The sequence below is a fragment of the Ruegeria sp. AH12 genome, assembly GCF_056541465.1.
The window spans coordinates 64193-81414 of the sequence record NZ_JBQFYL010000014.1 but is presented as its reverse complement, the minus strand read 5'-3'; the positions used below and the strand labels follow the sequence as shown (position 1 = coordinate 81414).

General features: G+C 53.5%; 7 protein-coding genes. 3 read left to right on the top strand and 4 right to left on the bottom strand.

What is annotated here, in order from left to right; all coding sequences use genetic code 11:
* Window positions 1–457: 457 nt before the first annotated feature.
* Window positions 458–3007 carry an autotransporter outer membrane beta-barrel domain-containing protein gene (locus ACR0EL_RS17535; protein ID WP_480501358.1) on the bottom strand — a complete coding sequence of 850 codons (2550 nt, stop codon included), beginning with the start codon at window positions 3005–3007 and terminating at the stop codon, window positions 458–460.
* A gap of 1011 nt (window positions 3008–4018) precedes the next feature.
* Window positions 4019–4912 (bottom strand): helix-turn-helix domain-containing protein, encoded by an 894-nt coding sequence (locus ACR0EL_RS17530; RefSeq protein WP_480501357.1) that lies wholly within the window; start codon window positions 4910–4912, stop codon window positions 4019–4021.
* A gap of 671 nt (window positions 4913–5583) precedes the next feature.
* On the opposite strand from ACR0EL_RS17530, the gene ACR0EL_RS17525 reads away from it, so the two are divergent.
* Together ACR0EL_RS17525 and ACR0EL_RS17520 are read left to right on the top strand one after the other, a co-directional pair.
* Entirely contained in the window at window positions 5584–13152 is a 7569-nt protein-coding gene (locus ACR0EL_RS17525) for a hypothetical protein (RefSeq protein WP_480501356.1), read from the top strand.
* Between the two features lie 192 nt (window positions 13153–13344).
* Window positions 13345–14502, top strand: a complete 1158-nt coding sequence (locus tag ACR0EL_RS17520; protein WP_480501377.1) for an MFS transporter — start codon at window positions 13345–13347, stop codon at window positions 14500–14502.
* A gap of 41 nt (window positions 14503–14543) precedes the next feature.
* On the opposite strand, the gene ACR0EL_RS17515 is transcribed toward ACR0EL_RS17520, so the two are convergent.
* Window positions 14544–14810 (bottom strand): hypothetical protein, encoded by a 267-nt coding sequence (locus ACR0EL_RS17515; RefSeq protein ID WP_480501355.1) that lies wholly within the window; start codon window positions 14808–14810, stop codon window positions 14544–14546.
* Between the two features lie 606 nt (window positions 14811–15416).
* Complete coding sequence (locus ACR0EL_RS17510) at window positions 15417–16175, bottom strand: sulfite exporter TauE/SafE family protein (RefSeq protein ID WP_480501354.1); 759 nt, start codon at window positions 16173–16175, stop codon at window positions 15417–15419.
* Window positions 16176–16261: 86 nt separating this feature from the next.
* Here ACR0EL_RS17510 and ACR0EL_RS17505 point away from each other — a divergent pair, with 86 nt between their 5' ends.
* Window positions 16262–17122 carry a LysR family transcriptional regulator gene (locus ACR0EL_RS17505; RefSeq protein WP_480501353.1) on the top strand — a complete coding sequence of 287 codons (861 nt, stop codon included), beginning with the start codon at window positions 16262–16264 and terminating at the stop codon, window positions 17120–17122.
* Window positions 17123–17222: the final 100 nt, after the last annotated feature.

Sequence of the window (17222 nt, the reverse complement as noted above, 5' to 3'; positions counted from 1 at the left end):
CTCAAAGTAGCAAGATCTGAGCGTGAGATCGTTGTCTGAGCGTATCAATCTTTTCCGTGCCGTAGATTTCTCGCTCTTCCTGTTGGTGTTAACCAAAGGGTTTCACGTTGCGTGCCGATCTTGTTTCAAAGGTGTAGCCCTTTGCGCCCAGCTTCTCTCTAGAGCTTCTGGGCATTCGCTTTTCTCAAACACTGTCGAGAAAAAAGCCGCCGCAGCTGGTGTAAGCTGCGGCGGAAGTTTAGCGAGCCAGGGATCGGAATGAAGGCCCGCTAAGGGTGCGTCAAAAAATGCGGGTCCACGCGCGTTGCGGTTGGGCGTTTCACATCAATGCAGGAGGGGAGAAGGCATAGATTGAAACGATAGCCTTACGGCATGAAGAACCTCATCTGCGTATTGATCGCCCCTATTCAGTTGCTGTTTAGGTTTGTTGTGGTGAGCAGGACTGACTAGCCAGTTTTCAGAACCTGAACTCGAAGCCGATGTTTCCGCCAAAGGCATAGTCGTCAGAGCTGCCGCCCAGTCCGGTTTCGGCGGTGATTTCGCCAAACAAGCGCGTTCGGCTCGACAGTTCGATATTGCCGCCAAGTGCCAGCGCGACGGTGTTTTGGCCACGATCTGTCAGAACCGTGTTCTGGCCGAAGGTTACCGAGGTTTCATCGTCGAATGCGTGATAATAGTCGATCTGACCATAGAGAACTGAGTTATCAGCGAAAGCGCGCTCTGCACGCAGCCCGAACCGTGCTGTTAGCGTATCACCATCTGCCAATGAGCCGGTTTGACCGCCGCCTGCCAGATCCGCAACATCGTCCATGTCGATATTGCTGTACATGAGCTGAAACTGCGGAACCAGCGTCAGCCCGTTTTGCATCGCAAATGGTTTACCGACCTCGACAGATATTCCGTACCCGCTGCTGTCGGTGTCCACAGACTCGCCCCCGTTGGGGCGCGTGGTGCTATCAAAATACCCATAGCGAAGCTGGCCATCGAAATAGAGCAGACTATCCGCAACCCAAAGTGCGCTGAGCGTTGCATCATAAGCATCGGTCGAGACATCGGCACTGGTCAAAGAAGTGCTTACATCGGTTGATAGGCTGCTTACACCAAACTCAAGCCCGCCAAAGACTTGCCCACCTGCAACTTCGCCCAATGGCAGGCCTGTGCCAAATCGCAAGCCGCCACTGTTGGTTGTTACATCCCGGCCACCGGTTTCGTAGTGGTCACGCTGTCCTTCGGCCTGAACCCAGACCAAAGGTCGTGTGGTCGATGTCAGCTTGTTAAGCGAGCGACTGAACGTAGTCGCTTCAGTGCCGCCGCTTTGTGTTGCAACCTGAACACGCTGCAATGCACTTGAAAAGGCCATGTGGTCACTGGCTTGCTGGGCGCTTGCAGCCAGAAAATCCCCACCAGGATTTCCGGTCACGCCCCCAGGCGTTCCCGGACGGGTAAATGGTGTCAGAACGAATGCTCCGGCCGCTGCGTCATATTCCAGAACGTAGGATACCGCGCCATCGCTGATCGCCTGCGCACCGGTGTTTGTGACGAAATCCGCACCAACCAGGCGAAAATCGGTTTCGGTGCTGGAACCTGACACTCGGACAAGCGTGAACTCCTGTAAGCGACCATTACCGCTGCCTATCTTTTGTACCCCTAAGCCCTGACTGGTCCCTGCGCTGTCACCGTCCACACGTACGAAATCGTTTGCGCCATTGATAAAATTCACATCCAGTTCAATTGTGCCGCTGCCTGACAGATTCTGATCAAAGATCAGCTCATCGCCGGCAATGGTGTCAGAAACCGAGATCAACCCGTTGTTTAAAACACTGCCCGCCAAAGCATACCGTGTTACATATCCTGCTTGTGCCCGTAGGTTGCCTGTTGCCTGGACAGTCAGATCACTCTCAATGACCGATCCGGGCAACACATTCATAATCGCACCACTGTCAATCTCAATCGTGTCAAACTGATTGGCGAAGGCTGAGTCTATCCCCAAATCGGAATCATTGCTTAGCGTCAGGTGTTCCCAGTTCATAAACGGATCGAAATCAAATCGGCCCGATACCCCCAACAAGGTCAGGTGATCTTCGGTGCCGTCGCCGCCATCAATGCCCGAGGGTGCGCTGATATCCGCAGCCCCTTCAATCGTCAGCTCGTCCCGGCCGCCGCCCAACAGAATATCGCCAAGAACGATAGATCCTTTCTCAACCGTCACCCGGCTGTCGCCTTCATTGTTCGTGATCGCCTGACCTGAGCGAGAAACAACCATCGCACCACTCAAAATGTCGATTGTGGTCAATTGTCCGGCTGAGGTATCAGCAGCTATTCCTGCCCCATTTTGGCTATCGATCGAACCCAGAACCGTGATCGCCAAGGTCCCGGTGCCATTGTGCTGTGCATCAATTCCAGTAAGCGCACTCTCAATTGTACCAGTTGCGGCAATCGACATGTCTGCCCCGTAGTGAGTGGCGGTTATTCCACGGCCGGCCCCAGATATTATGTTGGCTGCTGAAATCACTATTTCACCACCACCGCGATTTTCGGCCTCTATCCCGTTTCCTCCGGCACGAATTGTGCCATTGGCAACTATGGTCATATCCTTGGCGCCCGCGTTGCTTGCGGTCGCGCGTATCCCCCAACCAAAATTGTTGATACGGGTGTTAACATCCTGCACATCTATCGTGGTCGACCCAGTGCCATCATGAATTGCAGAGATACCTTCAACGGTACCCGTGATCACGCCTGTTGAACGGATGATTTGATCCTTTGAACTCTTGCTAGAGAGCTTTGAGGTGATCCCTGAAGAATTTAGTCCCACTACATCTTCTAAATTCAGGGATACTCCTCCGCTGCCGAGCTGAAACGCTGCGACACCGGCGGCGTCGCCACGGATTGTGCCGTTTGAATTCACCACTAGATCGCCTGTAGAGTTAGTCGCGGTCCCAACTATTAGGCCATTGTAGACCATCCCCGCGCCTGAGATAGTAGACCCATAGGTATCGGTGAAACTCACGCCATTACCTCTCAGGTCAATGCCCGTATTGTTTGTAACGCTGTGACCGAACCCAGGGCTGGTGGAAACCGTCAAAGGCCCGCCAGATACGATGCGGATAGTCCCGTCGTTTGATGGGTCTCCGGGACCGGAACAGACATAATTTCCAGCGGGTCCGGTGTCGATACAACTGCCGGCCGTTGCTAAGCCGCCTGAGCTGGCCAAAGCTGCCCCAAAAGCGACCGTTGCGACATGTCTGCCCAATCGCCCAAGGGTCGGTGCAAAACTGGCAACCTGTCCCTTGTGTTTTGTCATACGCCCGCCCCGCAGCAGATATGATGACTGATATGCGGGTGTGATATTTGTGATGATATTCTTCAAAGTTCCGATCCCTAACTACTTAATTTGCAACCAGGAATTGCCATGTCGCTAGAAATACACTCGGGGATTATCCCGAATTTATTTCCGGCAGTTTCAGGTGATACGGGCAGCCATTCTTTCAATTCCAACTGCGAATTCGCACTGCGTAGAATGCTGAATCAACGCAAACGCCTTCACCTGCCAAAACAATTGACAATTCAGTATTCGACTGACAAGTTTGCGGTTTTTAAGCCGCTGAAATCGTTAACAGAAAATAGTGTGCGCACTTATTTACACCTTGAGCGTGTAAAAATAATACGGCTCGAATGCGGCAGATCACTGTCTCCACGTCTCAATCTGATTCTTCATAAATCGGCTAAATCAAATGCCGCATCACTGTTGAGGAAACCGTGAAGCCTAGTCTCTGCTCAGGTTTGCGGCCGCATTTGTGGTGCAAATCCGCAGGACAAAGGCGATGCGGTCCCAAAGTGGGTCAATCAAATCTGATTGGAGCTGACGATTTAGGGGGTGCACCTAGAATACCTGATGGATTCAATCGAAACGGGTCCCGAAATGCACGATTGAAGTTCCCAGCGTCTTAGAACCCAAGTTTCTCAGACAGCTAGCGCGTTGCACCATGCCTTGCCCTGGTTCGTTTCTGCCCAGTATCAACTATACCAGATTGGTGACTTGGATCTCACCGGTGCCGAGAACTTCGGATGGCTTAAAGCCAAATTCGTTTTTGAAAGCACGTGTAAAGTTCCCGGCATCATAAAAGCCGAAGCTTTCCGATACCCGGCGTACGGCTCCGCGTTTGGATGCCGTGCGCTTGAGTGTCAACAAAGTGCGGTGCAAACGTCGCTTTATGATATAGGCCTCTACACCGCCGTCAGCCTCGAATAGGCGGTACAGGCTGGCGCGGGATACCGCGAATTGGCTTGAAAGCATGTTGGCGTTCAGCGTCGTGTCAAAGATGTGTTCGTCAATATAAGCGTCAATCGCCAGCCTACGGGCGCGTGAAACATTGCCCCGATTGACGTCTTTTCGATTGGCCAGAATAAGGTCGCGGACCAGATCTGTTACTTCTTCAATAGCGTCAGGCACGTCATTTGCAGGCATATAAGGCATGCGTTGGACTACATTCTGTAAGGCGGTTCCAACGAGCGCGCCTATTGATGTACCCAATGAATGAGACAGGTGCTCTGTGTGTTTAGAAGGATCAAACCCGACAGTTTCAATTGGGAGGTAGAGGCCCGCTGTAGTCGCATCTTCCAAGGTATCTCGATACTCACTACCCGAATGCATGTGGGTCGTCGAAGTTTTGAATTCTGATCGGTTGCCAGAAGTATTGCAGTGCTCGACCCCTGAATACAGGATCTCAATCGCGAAAACGTCATTCAGTGAATGCTTGTTTGGAATGCGAGCAAAGGCAAGGCCGTTCCACGTTCCGGCGGAAAGGGCAAAACTGTCTGCGAACCACATCTTTTGGTCGATACTCACTCGCTCGAGATCTGTTGCCAAATCAACATCAAATCCCTCGCGATTGGTGTCCAACGCGAAATCCATTTGTTCTTCCAGTGGGCACGAAGAAGTCATCGTTAACATTGGAAGTGGGTCATGGCCCTCTTGGGCAGGTTTTCCTGTGCTGGTCACTTGCTTACCAATGCTCCATCATAGCTAACCGATACAACAAAGCTCACTCTGCTCGGTGTTGAATTCGACATAAGCCAGCGTGTCTTTGTTTTGTGTCCCGGCGTCGGTGGCATGGTTTGGATCAATACTCCCGTGCCATTCCTCGATATCAGGACACAACCATAGGTCAGCACTTAAACTCAACATACACCTAAATGAGTATTTCTAGAGTTTGTTTCAAATATGGCGAAAACATAGACTGGATTGACATGTGTGTTTCTCGGGAACATGAGCGACAAATTGCAGGTGGATCCGTCCAGCTCCGTGCTCTGACCAAGGAGCTGTCTTGCATTCCGCGGGCTAAGTTGAGCTACAGCAGTTCTGTTGTAGTCCATATCGACGACCTGCCAGATGGCAGATCAAGGGTTGTCCAAACAACAAGATCCAGAAAACTACTGCCGCTTTTGACGTAATGATCGAGGCTATTTGCTCAGTTGAAGACTGAGACGCACTGACAATGAACGACCCGGATTGAATTGCTAGGTCTTGGATCAAACGGAGTGAACTGAAGTTCGCCCTGAACAAAAACAAACCGGGTACGTATAATGAAACCGATCTCTACGATTTCGCATGCTTTTGTCATGTCCGGAACATCCTCATCCTTGGTTGTGATGTTCACGGTTTTTGGTTGGTCGCAGGCGCTGGCAGATGAATGCTACTTCGAATCCGATGTGACCACCTGGCGGTGTCAAGGTGATCTCACTTCGTTCGCCGAGGAAGATACGGACGGATCCGATACGGCGGGCGGTGACTACTACGGTATTCATATGGATCAGCAGACGGATTTCCTGACCAATGAATCAGACAGTGTGAACTATGGCCTCTGGTTTACGTCCACAGGCAAAGAAGGTGAGAACCACTCTGACGACAGTACGAGCGGTCGCGAACTCGAGATCGTCGTTGACGGTCAAAACGGTGACGAGACGTACGGCATACAAGTGACCGGGAGCGTCGTCTACTCTACCAGCTCAGGTGGTAAAGGGCACAGCGGAAACGACAATGGCAGCGACACCTCGACCTCAAGTCATGAAGGGGGCGATGGGCGCGACGGTGGAGCCGGTGGCCCGGTTTTGTTGTATTGGGATTCTGGTCTCATGTCGGGCAATGACGTTACCCTTGGGACCTATGGCGGAGATGGTGGAGAAGGCGGTTCGGGAAAGTCTGATTTAGGTAACGGTCATGGCGGCGAGGGTGGAGCCGGGGGCAGTGCTGAATCGATAACGCTCAGCATTGGAGAAACAGCAGGCGTTGATGCCAATATTCTGCTTTTGTCGGTGACTGGCCAAGGTGGTGAAGGCGGCCATGGCGGTGAAGGCCTTAGCGGGATTAAGACCGCAACCGGCGGTAAGGGCGGCGTCGGTGGGGCCGGTGCCGACATCGATTTCACGCTCTACAATTACTTGAACAACCAGCAAGATGGTGAGCAGACCTTTGTGAACTTTTCGTCCATCGGCGGCGAGGGTGGTCATGGTGGCAATGCAAATGGTGATCTGGATGATAGCAAAGCCGGAAATGGTGGAACCGGTGGCGATGGCGGTGATATCAATTTCGATGCAAGCCAAGGGTATATCAAATGGAATGATCACGGTTCCGCTGATCCGACTTTTACATTTAAGTCGCAGGCCGGGCACGGTGGGTCTGGTGGCGATGGAAGCAATGGTTACAAGGCCAGCGGAGGCGACGGAGCCGAGGGCGGCGTCGGCGGAGATGTCATCGTTGATCTAAGCAATAGCGGCAACGTAGTTCAAAACTATCATCAACCAGTAATTGTATTGCAATCATTGGGTGGTAGTGGAGGCGATGGGGGCGATGGCAGCGGCGGATTGTCGAATGGGAAATCCGGCGGCGGCGGCGGCGGCGGCGGTGCCGGCAATGTCAGCCTGGCTTTCAACGGATTTCTAGGTGCTGGTTCCGAGAACAGCGACGTCTATGGTTTGGTCTTGCAATCTGTCGGCGGGCTTGGTGGGGTAGGCGGCTCAAGCTCTGGCCTAGACACTTATGGAGCCAGCGGGCAGGCAGGAGGGGCATCTGCGGGGGCGAGTTTGACCCTTTATGATGAGACCAACATTGGAACGAATTCTGACTATGGCGTTGCTGCTTATGTTCAGTCGGTTGGTGGCGGAGGTGGCATCGGCGGTTCTGCCGACGGGATTGTCGCGTTAGGTGGCGATGGATCAGCTGGCGGTGATGGTGGAACGGTGTCCTTCACCGGTCGTGGTGCCGTAAATACCAATGGTGACAATGCGGATGCGATTGTCCTGCAAAGCCAGGGCGGCTCTGGTGGGGCATCGGGATCTTCAACCGGACTTGTCGCCATTGGCGGCGATGCGGGTTCCGCCGGTGACGGCGGCGCGGTTACTATCGATCTTAACGGAACGATCGGCACCAAAGGTGAATATTCTGATGCTTTGCACGCCCAGACAATCGGCGGTGGCGGTGGTCGAGGCCATTCTACCAGCGGAATGACCTCAATTGGCGGTACCGGCGGCGACGGTGGCGATGGTGGTACCATTAATGCCACCCTAAACATGGCTGTGGGGTCATCCGGTGGAGCGACTATCTCTACCGAAGGCGAGGATTCCGACGGGATCTTTTTGCAGAGTGCCGGCGGTGGTGGCGGATCAGGGTCGAATTCGATCTCGGTCGGTGCTGAATTTTCCTCTGCGATTGGTGGCAATGGCGGAGCTGGAGGCGATGGCGGGGCCATCACCGTTGTCGGCACGGGAACGGGTGCGGTTGAAACCCAGGGTGACCACTCCACTGGGATTTACATGCAATCCATTGGCGGTGGCGGCGGAGATGGCGGATACGGTATTTCGGCCAGCGCAGGTGCAGTGATTGATATGTCCGTTGGTGCCGGCGGCGATGCCTCGGCCGGTGGTGACGGGGCTGCGGTGTCCTTTACCGGGGCGAATGGTGCGTCGGCCATGACAAGCGTGACAACTGCGGGAGATCATTCTGCAGGTATCCATGCCCAATCCGTCGGCGGTGGCGGCGGCACTGGTGGAATGTCCATTTCTTCTGCAAATTCCTCGAACATTGCGGCCAGTACGTCCATTGGCGGTGAAGGCGGAACCGGCGGTGACGCCAGCGCTGTGACGGTGAGTAGTGCCGGAAATGTGGCCACGTCCGGAGACAACTCCACTGGCATAAAGGCACAGTCGGTAGGCGGCGGTGGTGGGTCGTCCGGCATCTCGATTGATGCCAATGCCGTTTCGGACATTAGCCTCTCGGCTGCGGTTGGACGCGCCGCGGGTAGTGGTGGATCTGCTGACACGGTTTCTGTGGATATCACTGGAACAGCTGCAATTTCATCCACGGGCGACGCCTCGGACGGTGTTTTCGCACAAAGTGTTGGCGGCAATGGCGGCAATGCGGCGCTCGTTGTTGCAGCAACTGGCTCGTCGACAGCTGATGCAGATCTGTCCATCGGCGGAGCCGGTGGGGCCGGTGGCGATGCTGGCAGTGTTTCGGTTTCAATGGATGATACTACTGCGGTTAGCACAGAAGGAAGTTCTGCAATCGGGATCAACGCGCAATCAATCGGTGGCGGTGGCGGCCACGGTTCGATGACAATTGCAGGATCGTTGACAAGCTCGGGTGCAGTGAACCTTGCGGTTGGAGGAACAGGTGGCGGCAGTGGCGATGCTGCGGATGTGACTTTGGGAATAGCCAGCACAGTCTCTACAGCTGGAGACAACTCCATTGGAATCCTGGCTAAGTCGGTTGGCGGCAGCGGGGGCAGCGGCGGTATCTCGATCGCAGGAGACGGTACATCGACCGGCGCAGCCACAGTATCAGTCTCAGGAAATGGAGGCGGGGGCCACACGGCTGGAAGTGTCTCTGTCTCCACGGACAACCTCGTGCAGACTGCAGGAGATCATGCAACTGCTGTCAAGGCTATGAGCGTTGGCGGCGGCGGCGGTAGCGCTACTGCCGCGATCTCGGGCACGACATCCTCGATGGGACAGGCTCAGGTTACAGTTGGTGGTGAAGGTGGCGGCGGCGGAACCGGCGGCGACGTCTCGGTTGAACAGTCGGGCCAGGTGCTAACTTCAGGTGACTATGCGGATGCAATCATGGCTATGAGCCTTGGTGGCAGCGGTGGTCATGGTGCGTTTTCCGCCGCAGGTAGCCTGAGTGCGGGAGAATACTCAGCGCAAACCGGTGTTACTATTGGCGGCGCCGGTGGTGGCGGCGGTTCTTCAGGTACCGTGACGGTCGCAACTTCAACATCTACGGTAAACTCGTTGAACCAGATCAAGACCTACGGCTACGCCTCACGGGGTATTCTTGCCTCGAGTGTTGGTGGAAACGGTGGTTTTGGTGGCTCGTCCTATTCGGGTGCACTCACGCTTAGCTCTGATGCTGGAATGCAAGCCGATGTCACAGTTGGTGGGAACGGTGGATCAGGCGGCGTTGGCGATAATGTGAGCGTTGAAAACACGATCTCGATTGTCACCGCTGGCGCTTATTCTGACGGGATCATGGCAATGTCAATTGGTGGTGACGGCGGTTATGGCGGGAACGCTGTTGCCGCTGCGATCCAAATGGCCGAGAGCAGTAGCGCAAACTTTGAAGCCGCCGTAGGTGGGTCGGGTGCAGGTGGCGGAACAGCAGGTGACGTGTCTGTAACGAATTCGGCCGCCGTGACAACAAATGGTGTAGAGTCGCACGGCCTTTATGCCCAATCTGTCGGTGGCGGAGGCGGTCGCGCTGGAAACGCGGGGACAGCCATTTTCGACTATACATCCAGCCAACAAGGCACGACCGACAAGACGGGTAGTGTCAATGTTGGGATCTCGGTCGGTGGCAAAGGAGGAAGTGGCAACCATGGCGGTGATGTAACGGTCAACAATACCGGCAACATCAAAGTGGGTTACGAAGAGTATGACGATAACGGTAGCAAGGTGGCGGACCGCATTTCTTACGGTATTTTCGCGCAATCCGTTGGGGGTGGGGGCGGTGACGGAGGCTCCGTTTCGGGTTACAACCAAAGTGTTGTAGGGGCTTGTACCTTCGACAAGTTTTTCCTGCCAAGCTCGGTCACCTGTGCCTCCTCAACCGATGAGGACTCACCCAAAACAACCTATTCTGCATCAGCCAATGTCGAGATCGGTGGCAATGGATCCAATGGCGGCGATGGTGGTGCAGTTGTCGTAGACAACGCTGCAACAATCGAGACAGAGGGCACTGAAAGCTACGGCATCTTTGCACAGTCCATTGGCGGCGGTGGCGGTAATGGCGGCGGCGGTTCGCTGGGCCTTGAATATGTGCTGCCAGATGCTACGGCTGACGAAGTTCTGGGGTATATCTCGGCAGCAGCAGGTCAAGGCTTTAGCAACGTACGTTCTTTCAGATCCGTTTCCGCGATAGTTGGTGGCCAAGGGGAAAGCGGCGGTGATGGTGACGCCGTTACTGTCACCAATTCCGGTTCGATCTCGACCGCAGGATTTGCGGCAGACGCAATCCTTGCGCAATCCATCGGCGGAGGCGGCGGCAATGGCGGCACCGCGTCGACGGGTGCGGGTAGTATTGGTGAGTTCGCGGTTGGTGGAACCGGAGGAAATGGCGGAAATGGCCATAAGGTTAATGTAGAGTCGCCAGGTTACATCGCTACCACAGGAATTGATGCAATGGGCGTCTTTGCTCAGTCCGTAGGCGGCGGAGGCGGTCGCGCAGGCGCTGTTGCGCGTGCGTTGACCGGTGAATTTGGTGTTGATCTGAACGTTGGCATTGCGGTGGGGACAGCTTTGGTCGCGGGTGACGGTGGCAACGGCGGTGAAGTTGACGTTACAATCGGAAATGCAAGCGACGGGTCCGGGGGGATATCCACGACCGGCATTCGCGGACATGGCGTATGGGCTCAATCGATTGGCGGTGGTGGCGGTGCGTCAAGCTGGGGCGGCTTGATTACCGATGCTGAAAGCGAAGCCATATCTTGGGCCGGTGGTGGAGCAGACAATGGTGCAGGCGGTGATGTGAATGTCACGGTGAATGCACCCATCTCGGTCTCGGGTGCCGGTGCTGTGGGAGTTTTTGCTCAAAGTGTCAGCGGAGCGGATGTTGATGCCGGCTCCGCTGGTGGTCAGACTGCAGGTGATGTGGCCTTGATCGTGAACAGCGATATCACCGCGACCGGAGCGGATGGCCGAGGCGTATTTTTGCAAAGCGATGGCTATGATGGCGATGGTGCGATCTCGTTAACGGTCAACGAGGGGGGATCGATCACCGCCAGCGAAGACACGACAGAAGCCATTCTCTGGGGAATGGGGAACAGTGACAACAGTCTTGTCAACCACGGCACCATAAAGCGGTCAGAAGCATTTTCCTTAGAGGGCGTTACATACGGCTATGCCTTGAAAAACCATGATGGTGAAATGACTGTAGACAACTACGGCATCTGGGAGGGCTCAGTATCGCTGGTTGCAACCAAAGGAAACGGCTCGGCCACCGAGAATGCGTTTAACAACTATGAGGACGCATCGCTTGGTCTTGGAATTGTTTTTGACCTAGGGACAAGCACATCACAATTGACCAACGACGGCACTATGTCAGCCGGGTCAATCGGTAGCGTGGGAGGAACGCTGGGCGATGTGGCCACCACTCAGTTAACCGGTTCAATCACACAATCTGATACGGGATCTCTTTGGGTTGACTTCGACTTTGACAGCAACTCTGGCGATTTGATTTCGATCCAAGATGGCCCGGCGACCCTTGCAGGGACTGTCGTGGCCAACCCGGTTGATCATTTGCCTATCAATAGCGCGACAGGAAGCATTGAGATTGTCCATGGAGCAACTACAGTAGAAACAAGCGATCTGACCGTTTGGGACACCGCAATTGTCACGTATGGTTTGGCAAAGACTACCAGCAATGGGGAAGATATTCTGTCGCTAAATTATGATGTTAACTATGCGGCCTGGGAGTCTGAGCCGACAAGTTCTGGGGTGAATGATATCCGAGATACTACGAGTTCTCAGTCCAGCGTTTATGCCTCCAATCCAAACCTAAATTCCGTTGCAGGATACCTGGGTAGACTGGCAGACGCACGAAACACGGCTGTAGCGTCGGGCAGCGATGAGTTTTCAAATGTGGATGCATTCGTTTTCCCGTTGCTTGCGGTCGAAACAGTTGAAGAAGTGGTCGAGATTTACGAGCATGTCGCAAGTGCAGATATCTTACGTTTGTCGGACGCGTCATTGCGAAGCTCATACCGATTTTCAGAGCGTCTGATGTCTTGCCCAGAAGCAAATGAAGACGGGCAGATTTCCTATTCGCATGAGGGAACTTGTTCATGGTTTTCTTTCGGTGGCCTGACGCGAAATGCGGACGCAGACAATGGCGATCTTTCATTTGATGAAAACACTTGGAGTATCGCAGGGGGTGCTCAGATTGAGGTCTCGGATGGGTGGTTCTTGGGCGGTGCATTGTCCTACGAGGGCGTGAGCTACAGCACATCAATTTCTTCTGGCGATGGCGACAGATACAACGTTGGTGCGGTCCTCAAACGCGAAAACAAAAACCGTACCTATGCGCTTTCGCTGTCAGGTGGACGGGGTGACTATAGCCTGAGTCGAAATAGTCTGGACAGGTTCAGCGTGTCCCCGACTGAAAACGATATCTCCAATAGCTGGCTGGCGCTACATGGGCGTGTTTCGCAGCTCTTTGAACGGTCTGGTGGCTCTTTCATCGAACCTTACTTCGACCTTGGTGTGACGTGGGTAGGACAAGATGGGAGCGAAATCGGTGGATCGCTGCCGTTCAGTCTTGATGTTGGTTCTTCATCGACAACCAAGTACTCGATAAACCCAGGTGTCGAATTCGGATGGGATATTGAAACCAAAAACGGCCCGATGGATATGCGCTTTGGCGTTGGTTACCTGGGCATTTTTGGCGATGACTTTGAAAGCGACGTCTCGGCAGTTGATCACGCCGCAACTGCGGGGACCTTCAGGTCGACATCGAATTATGACGATCAGTTCCTTGAGCTAAAGGCACGCATTGCAGGCCGGATTGGCAAGCAGACAACTCTGAAACTCTCGGTTGGCGCGCTATTGGGTGAGAATGAACAAACCTATGGTGGTGACTTAAGGCTTTCATACCTGTTCTGACTTGCTGATGGAGTATTGCGCCTCTTTCAGTCTGGGTGGATTGGAAAGGTATAAGACGATCTTCGACCGTCTCGGCCATGAAGGGGTGCTACGAAAAGCACATGCTTACAATGAAAGCACTTGAATCAGTTATGCCTAAAGTTGAAGGATGAGAGCGATAGTTTTCATACTTTCCAAAGAGTATTGGTGCTTATGGTCGGATTGACTCAGCTCGCAGACACGCGCCCAGCGATTGTTGCATTCGTAGCCCAAGGTTTGTTGTGGGGGGCAATCGCGGCAATGGTACCCGGATTTGTCGAACTGACAGAACCTACGGACACCGAACTTGGGATCGCGTTTTTGATATCAGCCATTGGCGGTGTGGTTGGGATGCTGGCGGCACCTTTGGTCGATCAGAGGCTCAGGGCCTATTCCATGTCCATCACAACATGCTTGGCGGCATTGTTCTTACTTGTTCCCGGTCTACTAACCTCGATATGGTGGCTGGCTGCTACGTTTTTCTTCATATCATTTTGGATTGGCCAAAGTGATGTGCTGTCGAACGCGCGTGTTTCCGAAGTCGAAGCGTTTCGTGAACAACCACTTATGGCGATGACCTGGTCATTCTATTCCTTTTCGTACGCAGTCGCGGCCTTCATGTCTGGTCTGGCGCGGGAAGCAGGGTATTCGACTTTTTCCATCTTGTTCGGGATTTGCGTTCTCATGTTGGCATTGTCCTTTTGGATGCGGGCAGAACCTGCGAAAAAGAGCACGGATCGTGTGATTGGCCGTTCAAGGTTGGGACTTGTGTTCGCCATGGTGTCAGCGATCATCTTTATTGAATACCTTGCCGGACAACCCCTTAGCGACTGGTCAGCATTGTTTATCGAGCGAGATCTGGGTGGCGATCCCGGCGAAGGATCTTATGCTCCAGCGCTGGCTGCTTTGGCCAACGGTATTGTACTTCTTACCGGGAATTGGCTAGCGCAACGAATAAAGTCGATCATCGTACTTGCTACCGCGGCGACTGCGGCGGCAATAGGCCTCGCGATCGCAGCAACCGCCTCTGTACCCATTCAAGCCTATGTTGGTTTTACAATGGCGTCACTTTCTCTTGCATTGATTTCACCGTTTGCACTTACCACCCTCGGGCAATACGTGTCTGACAATCACCGCGTCTTCGCGATTACCCGAACTTCTGCAATGGGGAACATAGCCTATGTTGTTGGCCCAATACTCATTGGCTTCACATCTGACAGCATCAATCTAGCCTCAGCATTCTTGGGCATTGCAGGGCTGGTCATGCTCATTCCCTGCATCTTGGTTCCCTGCATAGCGCTTGGCGCAAAGACATCATCGCGGCAAGTATAGTTTTGACGATTTGCAGGCTGGAATGTGATGTTGAACTGCGGTCAAGATGTAGTCTCTGGCAACTCAAAACAGTTTTTTTCGGAATTGATAAAGGCAACAGCCTCGTCAATCATCGCTTGTGCGTGCTCGGCACTCTTTGGCTCTACAATCAAAGCCCCTGAAATGTACTCTGCAAGCCGCGCCTCTAGTTGATCTATCAGATCAGCCGCCAGCCAAATTGGATAGGCCTTAGGATCAGCTAAATCCAGGACGCCCAAGTTGTGCAACTCAACCGCGTGTTGCCGCAACCAATAGGTTGTTTCAGGCATTCATGGTTCTCCTACTTATGCACAATCGGCTGCGGCTACGGTTGTGCAGTGTCTCCGGGCTTCTTCAAGCTTCTATTTTCACTGATTAACAAACGCACCGACCATCAAGCTTTTCACCCGGAGACAAAAAACATGTAGTGTGGTGCTATCGTGAGTTCTTTTGAATCCTGGTCAATTTCTTTGCTTCTTTTTTCAGATTGCTCGATTGCAACAGGAGAGCTCCAATTCCACGCGTTGATGATTTGAGTGGTTTGCGCTGGACTACGAACTTCCGTGATACAAAGAACAACCTGGTCAATATACGGTAAGTCCGTTCCGGCCCGAGTTCATTGTCATCGGGTCTCAATTTTCGCAAGTTCAAGATCCGGATGCCTCGTTTTAACGTGTTACTCCTCGACTATTGTCTCCAGTCGAAACAAGGATGGAAGCGAGTTTGCCAAGCAACGGCAACCGAAGCGGGAATGAAAAAGCAGCTTATGTGCTTCTAAAAAGACAGGCAGCACCATAGGTGGATTTTTAGCGTTATGAGGTTTCTAGTCTAGAAATGGTAACATTCCGACTTGATCAAGTGCCTAGCTTTGGTGTGATCAGTATCGCAAAGAGCCTTCACAAAAGAAAAAACGTCCCGCTGTCGTAGAGCAGCTTCATGGCGGTTAGCGCCAGAAAGCCATAGACGATATTCACAAAGACCCTCTGATCCACGACTGTGTGAAGCCGAAAGCCTAGGAAGACACCAAGCAAAAGCATGGGCGACAGAAAGGCACTGATCTGCAAGCTCGTCACTGAAAGTGTTCCAAACGCCCCATAGGCAATGGTCTTCAGGAAGTTTAGCGCGAAGAAAAAGACTGTGTTGGTTCCCACAAACCAAGACTTCTCGAGTCGCTGTCGAAGCAGGTAGCCCTTCACCGGCGGGCCGCCCGCATGAGCGATGAAGCTGGCAAAGCCTGAGAGCGCCCCTAGCGCAAAAGCAACCGGTTGGGACGTTCTTTGGTGTGAAAGCTCCCCAGGACGCGCAACCATGAATTGCACCACGAAGAACGCCGCCAAGAGCCCCACCAGGAACCTCACCATATTCGCGTCCATGTAATGAAACGATATGCTTCCCAGACCCAGACCGACAAAGGCCGCTGGCAGTAAACCTAGGATGACCCGACTATCCCAGGTAGCTCGGTAGCGCCAGACAACCAACAGGTCCATAGCCAGCAAGATGGGCATCATGACCGCAGCTGCGAACTGAGGTGTCACAAAGAGCGACATCAACGGAACGGCCATAACACCCAGACCGCCGCCAAAACCGCTTTTCGACACACCCGTCAAAACAATAGCCACGACCGCAACGACATAAAACGCAATTGATTGATCCATTTGGAGATACCCTCGGTTTTCGGGTCCACGGATATCGAAGCAAATGAAATCTATGAAACAGTCATATTTGAATATAAAAATCTTGCATGGAGATTTTACCCGACCTTAAAGAACTGCGCACCTTCGTCATGTTGACGGACGAACTCAGTTTCACCCAGGTGGCAGAACGACTAAATACCGTCCAATCCGCAGTGAGTGCGCAGATCAACAAACTCGAAGCTGGCCTTGGGCAAAAACTCGTATCTCGAGGGCGAGGCAGGAAAGTCGCGCTCACACCAGATGGAGAGGTTTTTCTGGTCTACGCCAAACGTATCCTTTCTCTCACTGAGGAAGCGGTGGAGGCGGTACAAACAGTCAACGCTCGACAGGTCTTGAGGTTGGGAACCACAGTGACACTCGCCATGTCAATTGTAGCAGAAACCTTGAACGCCTTCGCTAAATTGCGGCCTGACATTCAAATTCAAATCCAATGCGACCGCAGTGACCGGCTGCTGCAGCGCCTTGAGGACGGAGATATCGACGTTGCTTTCATGATGGATCAGGGTCGCCACAGCTTTCGCGCATTCGTACAGTCTGTGGAATTGGCCTGGGCTGCGTCGCCTGCATTTGAAATGCCGGATGAAGGCTCAATCCCATTGGCATTTCTGACGGATGGTCGAGACCTGAGGCGCTATGCATTGCGCGCTTTGGATGCCGCAGGACTGAAGGGGCGCGTATCCCACCTCAGCCCGCATCCTGTGGGGGTCAGAACGCTGGTTCAAGCCGGTCTAGCGCTTTCCGTGATGCCGTCGCAAACGATTGTATCGCCCTTGGTTCCTGCCAATCCGTCCTTGGGCCTACCACAACTCGCGTCCGTCGCTTTGGCCGCGTACAAAGGACCGCATGACCCCAGCAGTTGCCAGGAATTATTAATTGAACAACTCGCTTTCGCATCGAGAAAGACCTAGAGGCGGCCATTTGTGTACCCGCAGCGAAAGCTCACTTCGTCCGCAATCGGTGAGTTCGAAGCAGACCAGATTTTGCTCATGCAGCGAATGGCTGGTTCGA

Bases quoted from the DNA above. Each gene is read 5' to 3' on its own strand.
- ACR0EL_RS17530 (WP_480501357.1), bottom strand. From the start codon at position 4,912: ATGGATTTCGCGTTGGACACCAATCGCGAGGGATTTGATGTTGATTTG.
- ACR0EL_RS17525 (WP_480501356.1), top strand. From the start codon at position 5,584: ATGAAACCGATCTCTACGATTTCGCATGCTTTTGTCATGTCCGGAACA.
- ACR0EL_RS17520 (WP_480501377.1), top strand. From the start codon at position 13,345: ATGGTCGGATTGACTCAGCTCGCAGACACGCGCCCAGCGATTGTTGCA.
- ACR0EL_RS17515 (WP_480501355.1), bottom strand. From the start codon at position 14,810: ATGCCTGAAACAACCTATTGGTTGCGGCAACACGCGGTTGAGTTGCAC.
- ACR0EL_RS17510 (WP_480501354.1), bottom strand. From the start codon at position 16,175: ATGGATCAATCAATTGCGTTTTATGTCGTTGCGGTCGTGGCTATTGTT.
- ACR0EL_RS17505 (WP_480501353.1), top strand. From the start codon at position 16,262: ATGGAGATTTTACCCGACCTTAAAGAACTGCGCACCTTCGTCATGTTG.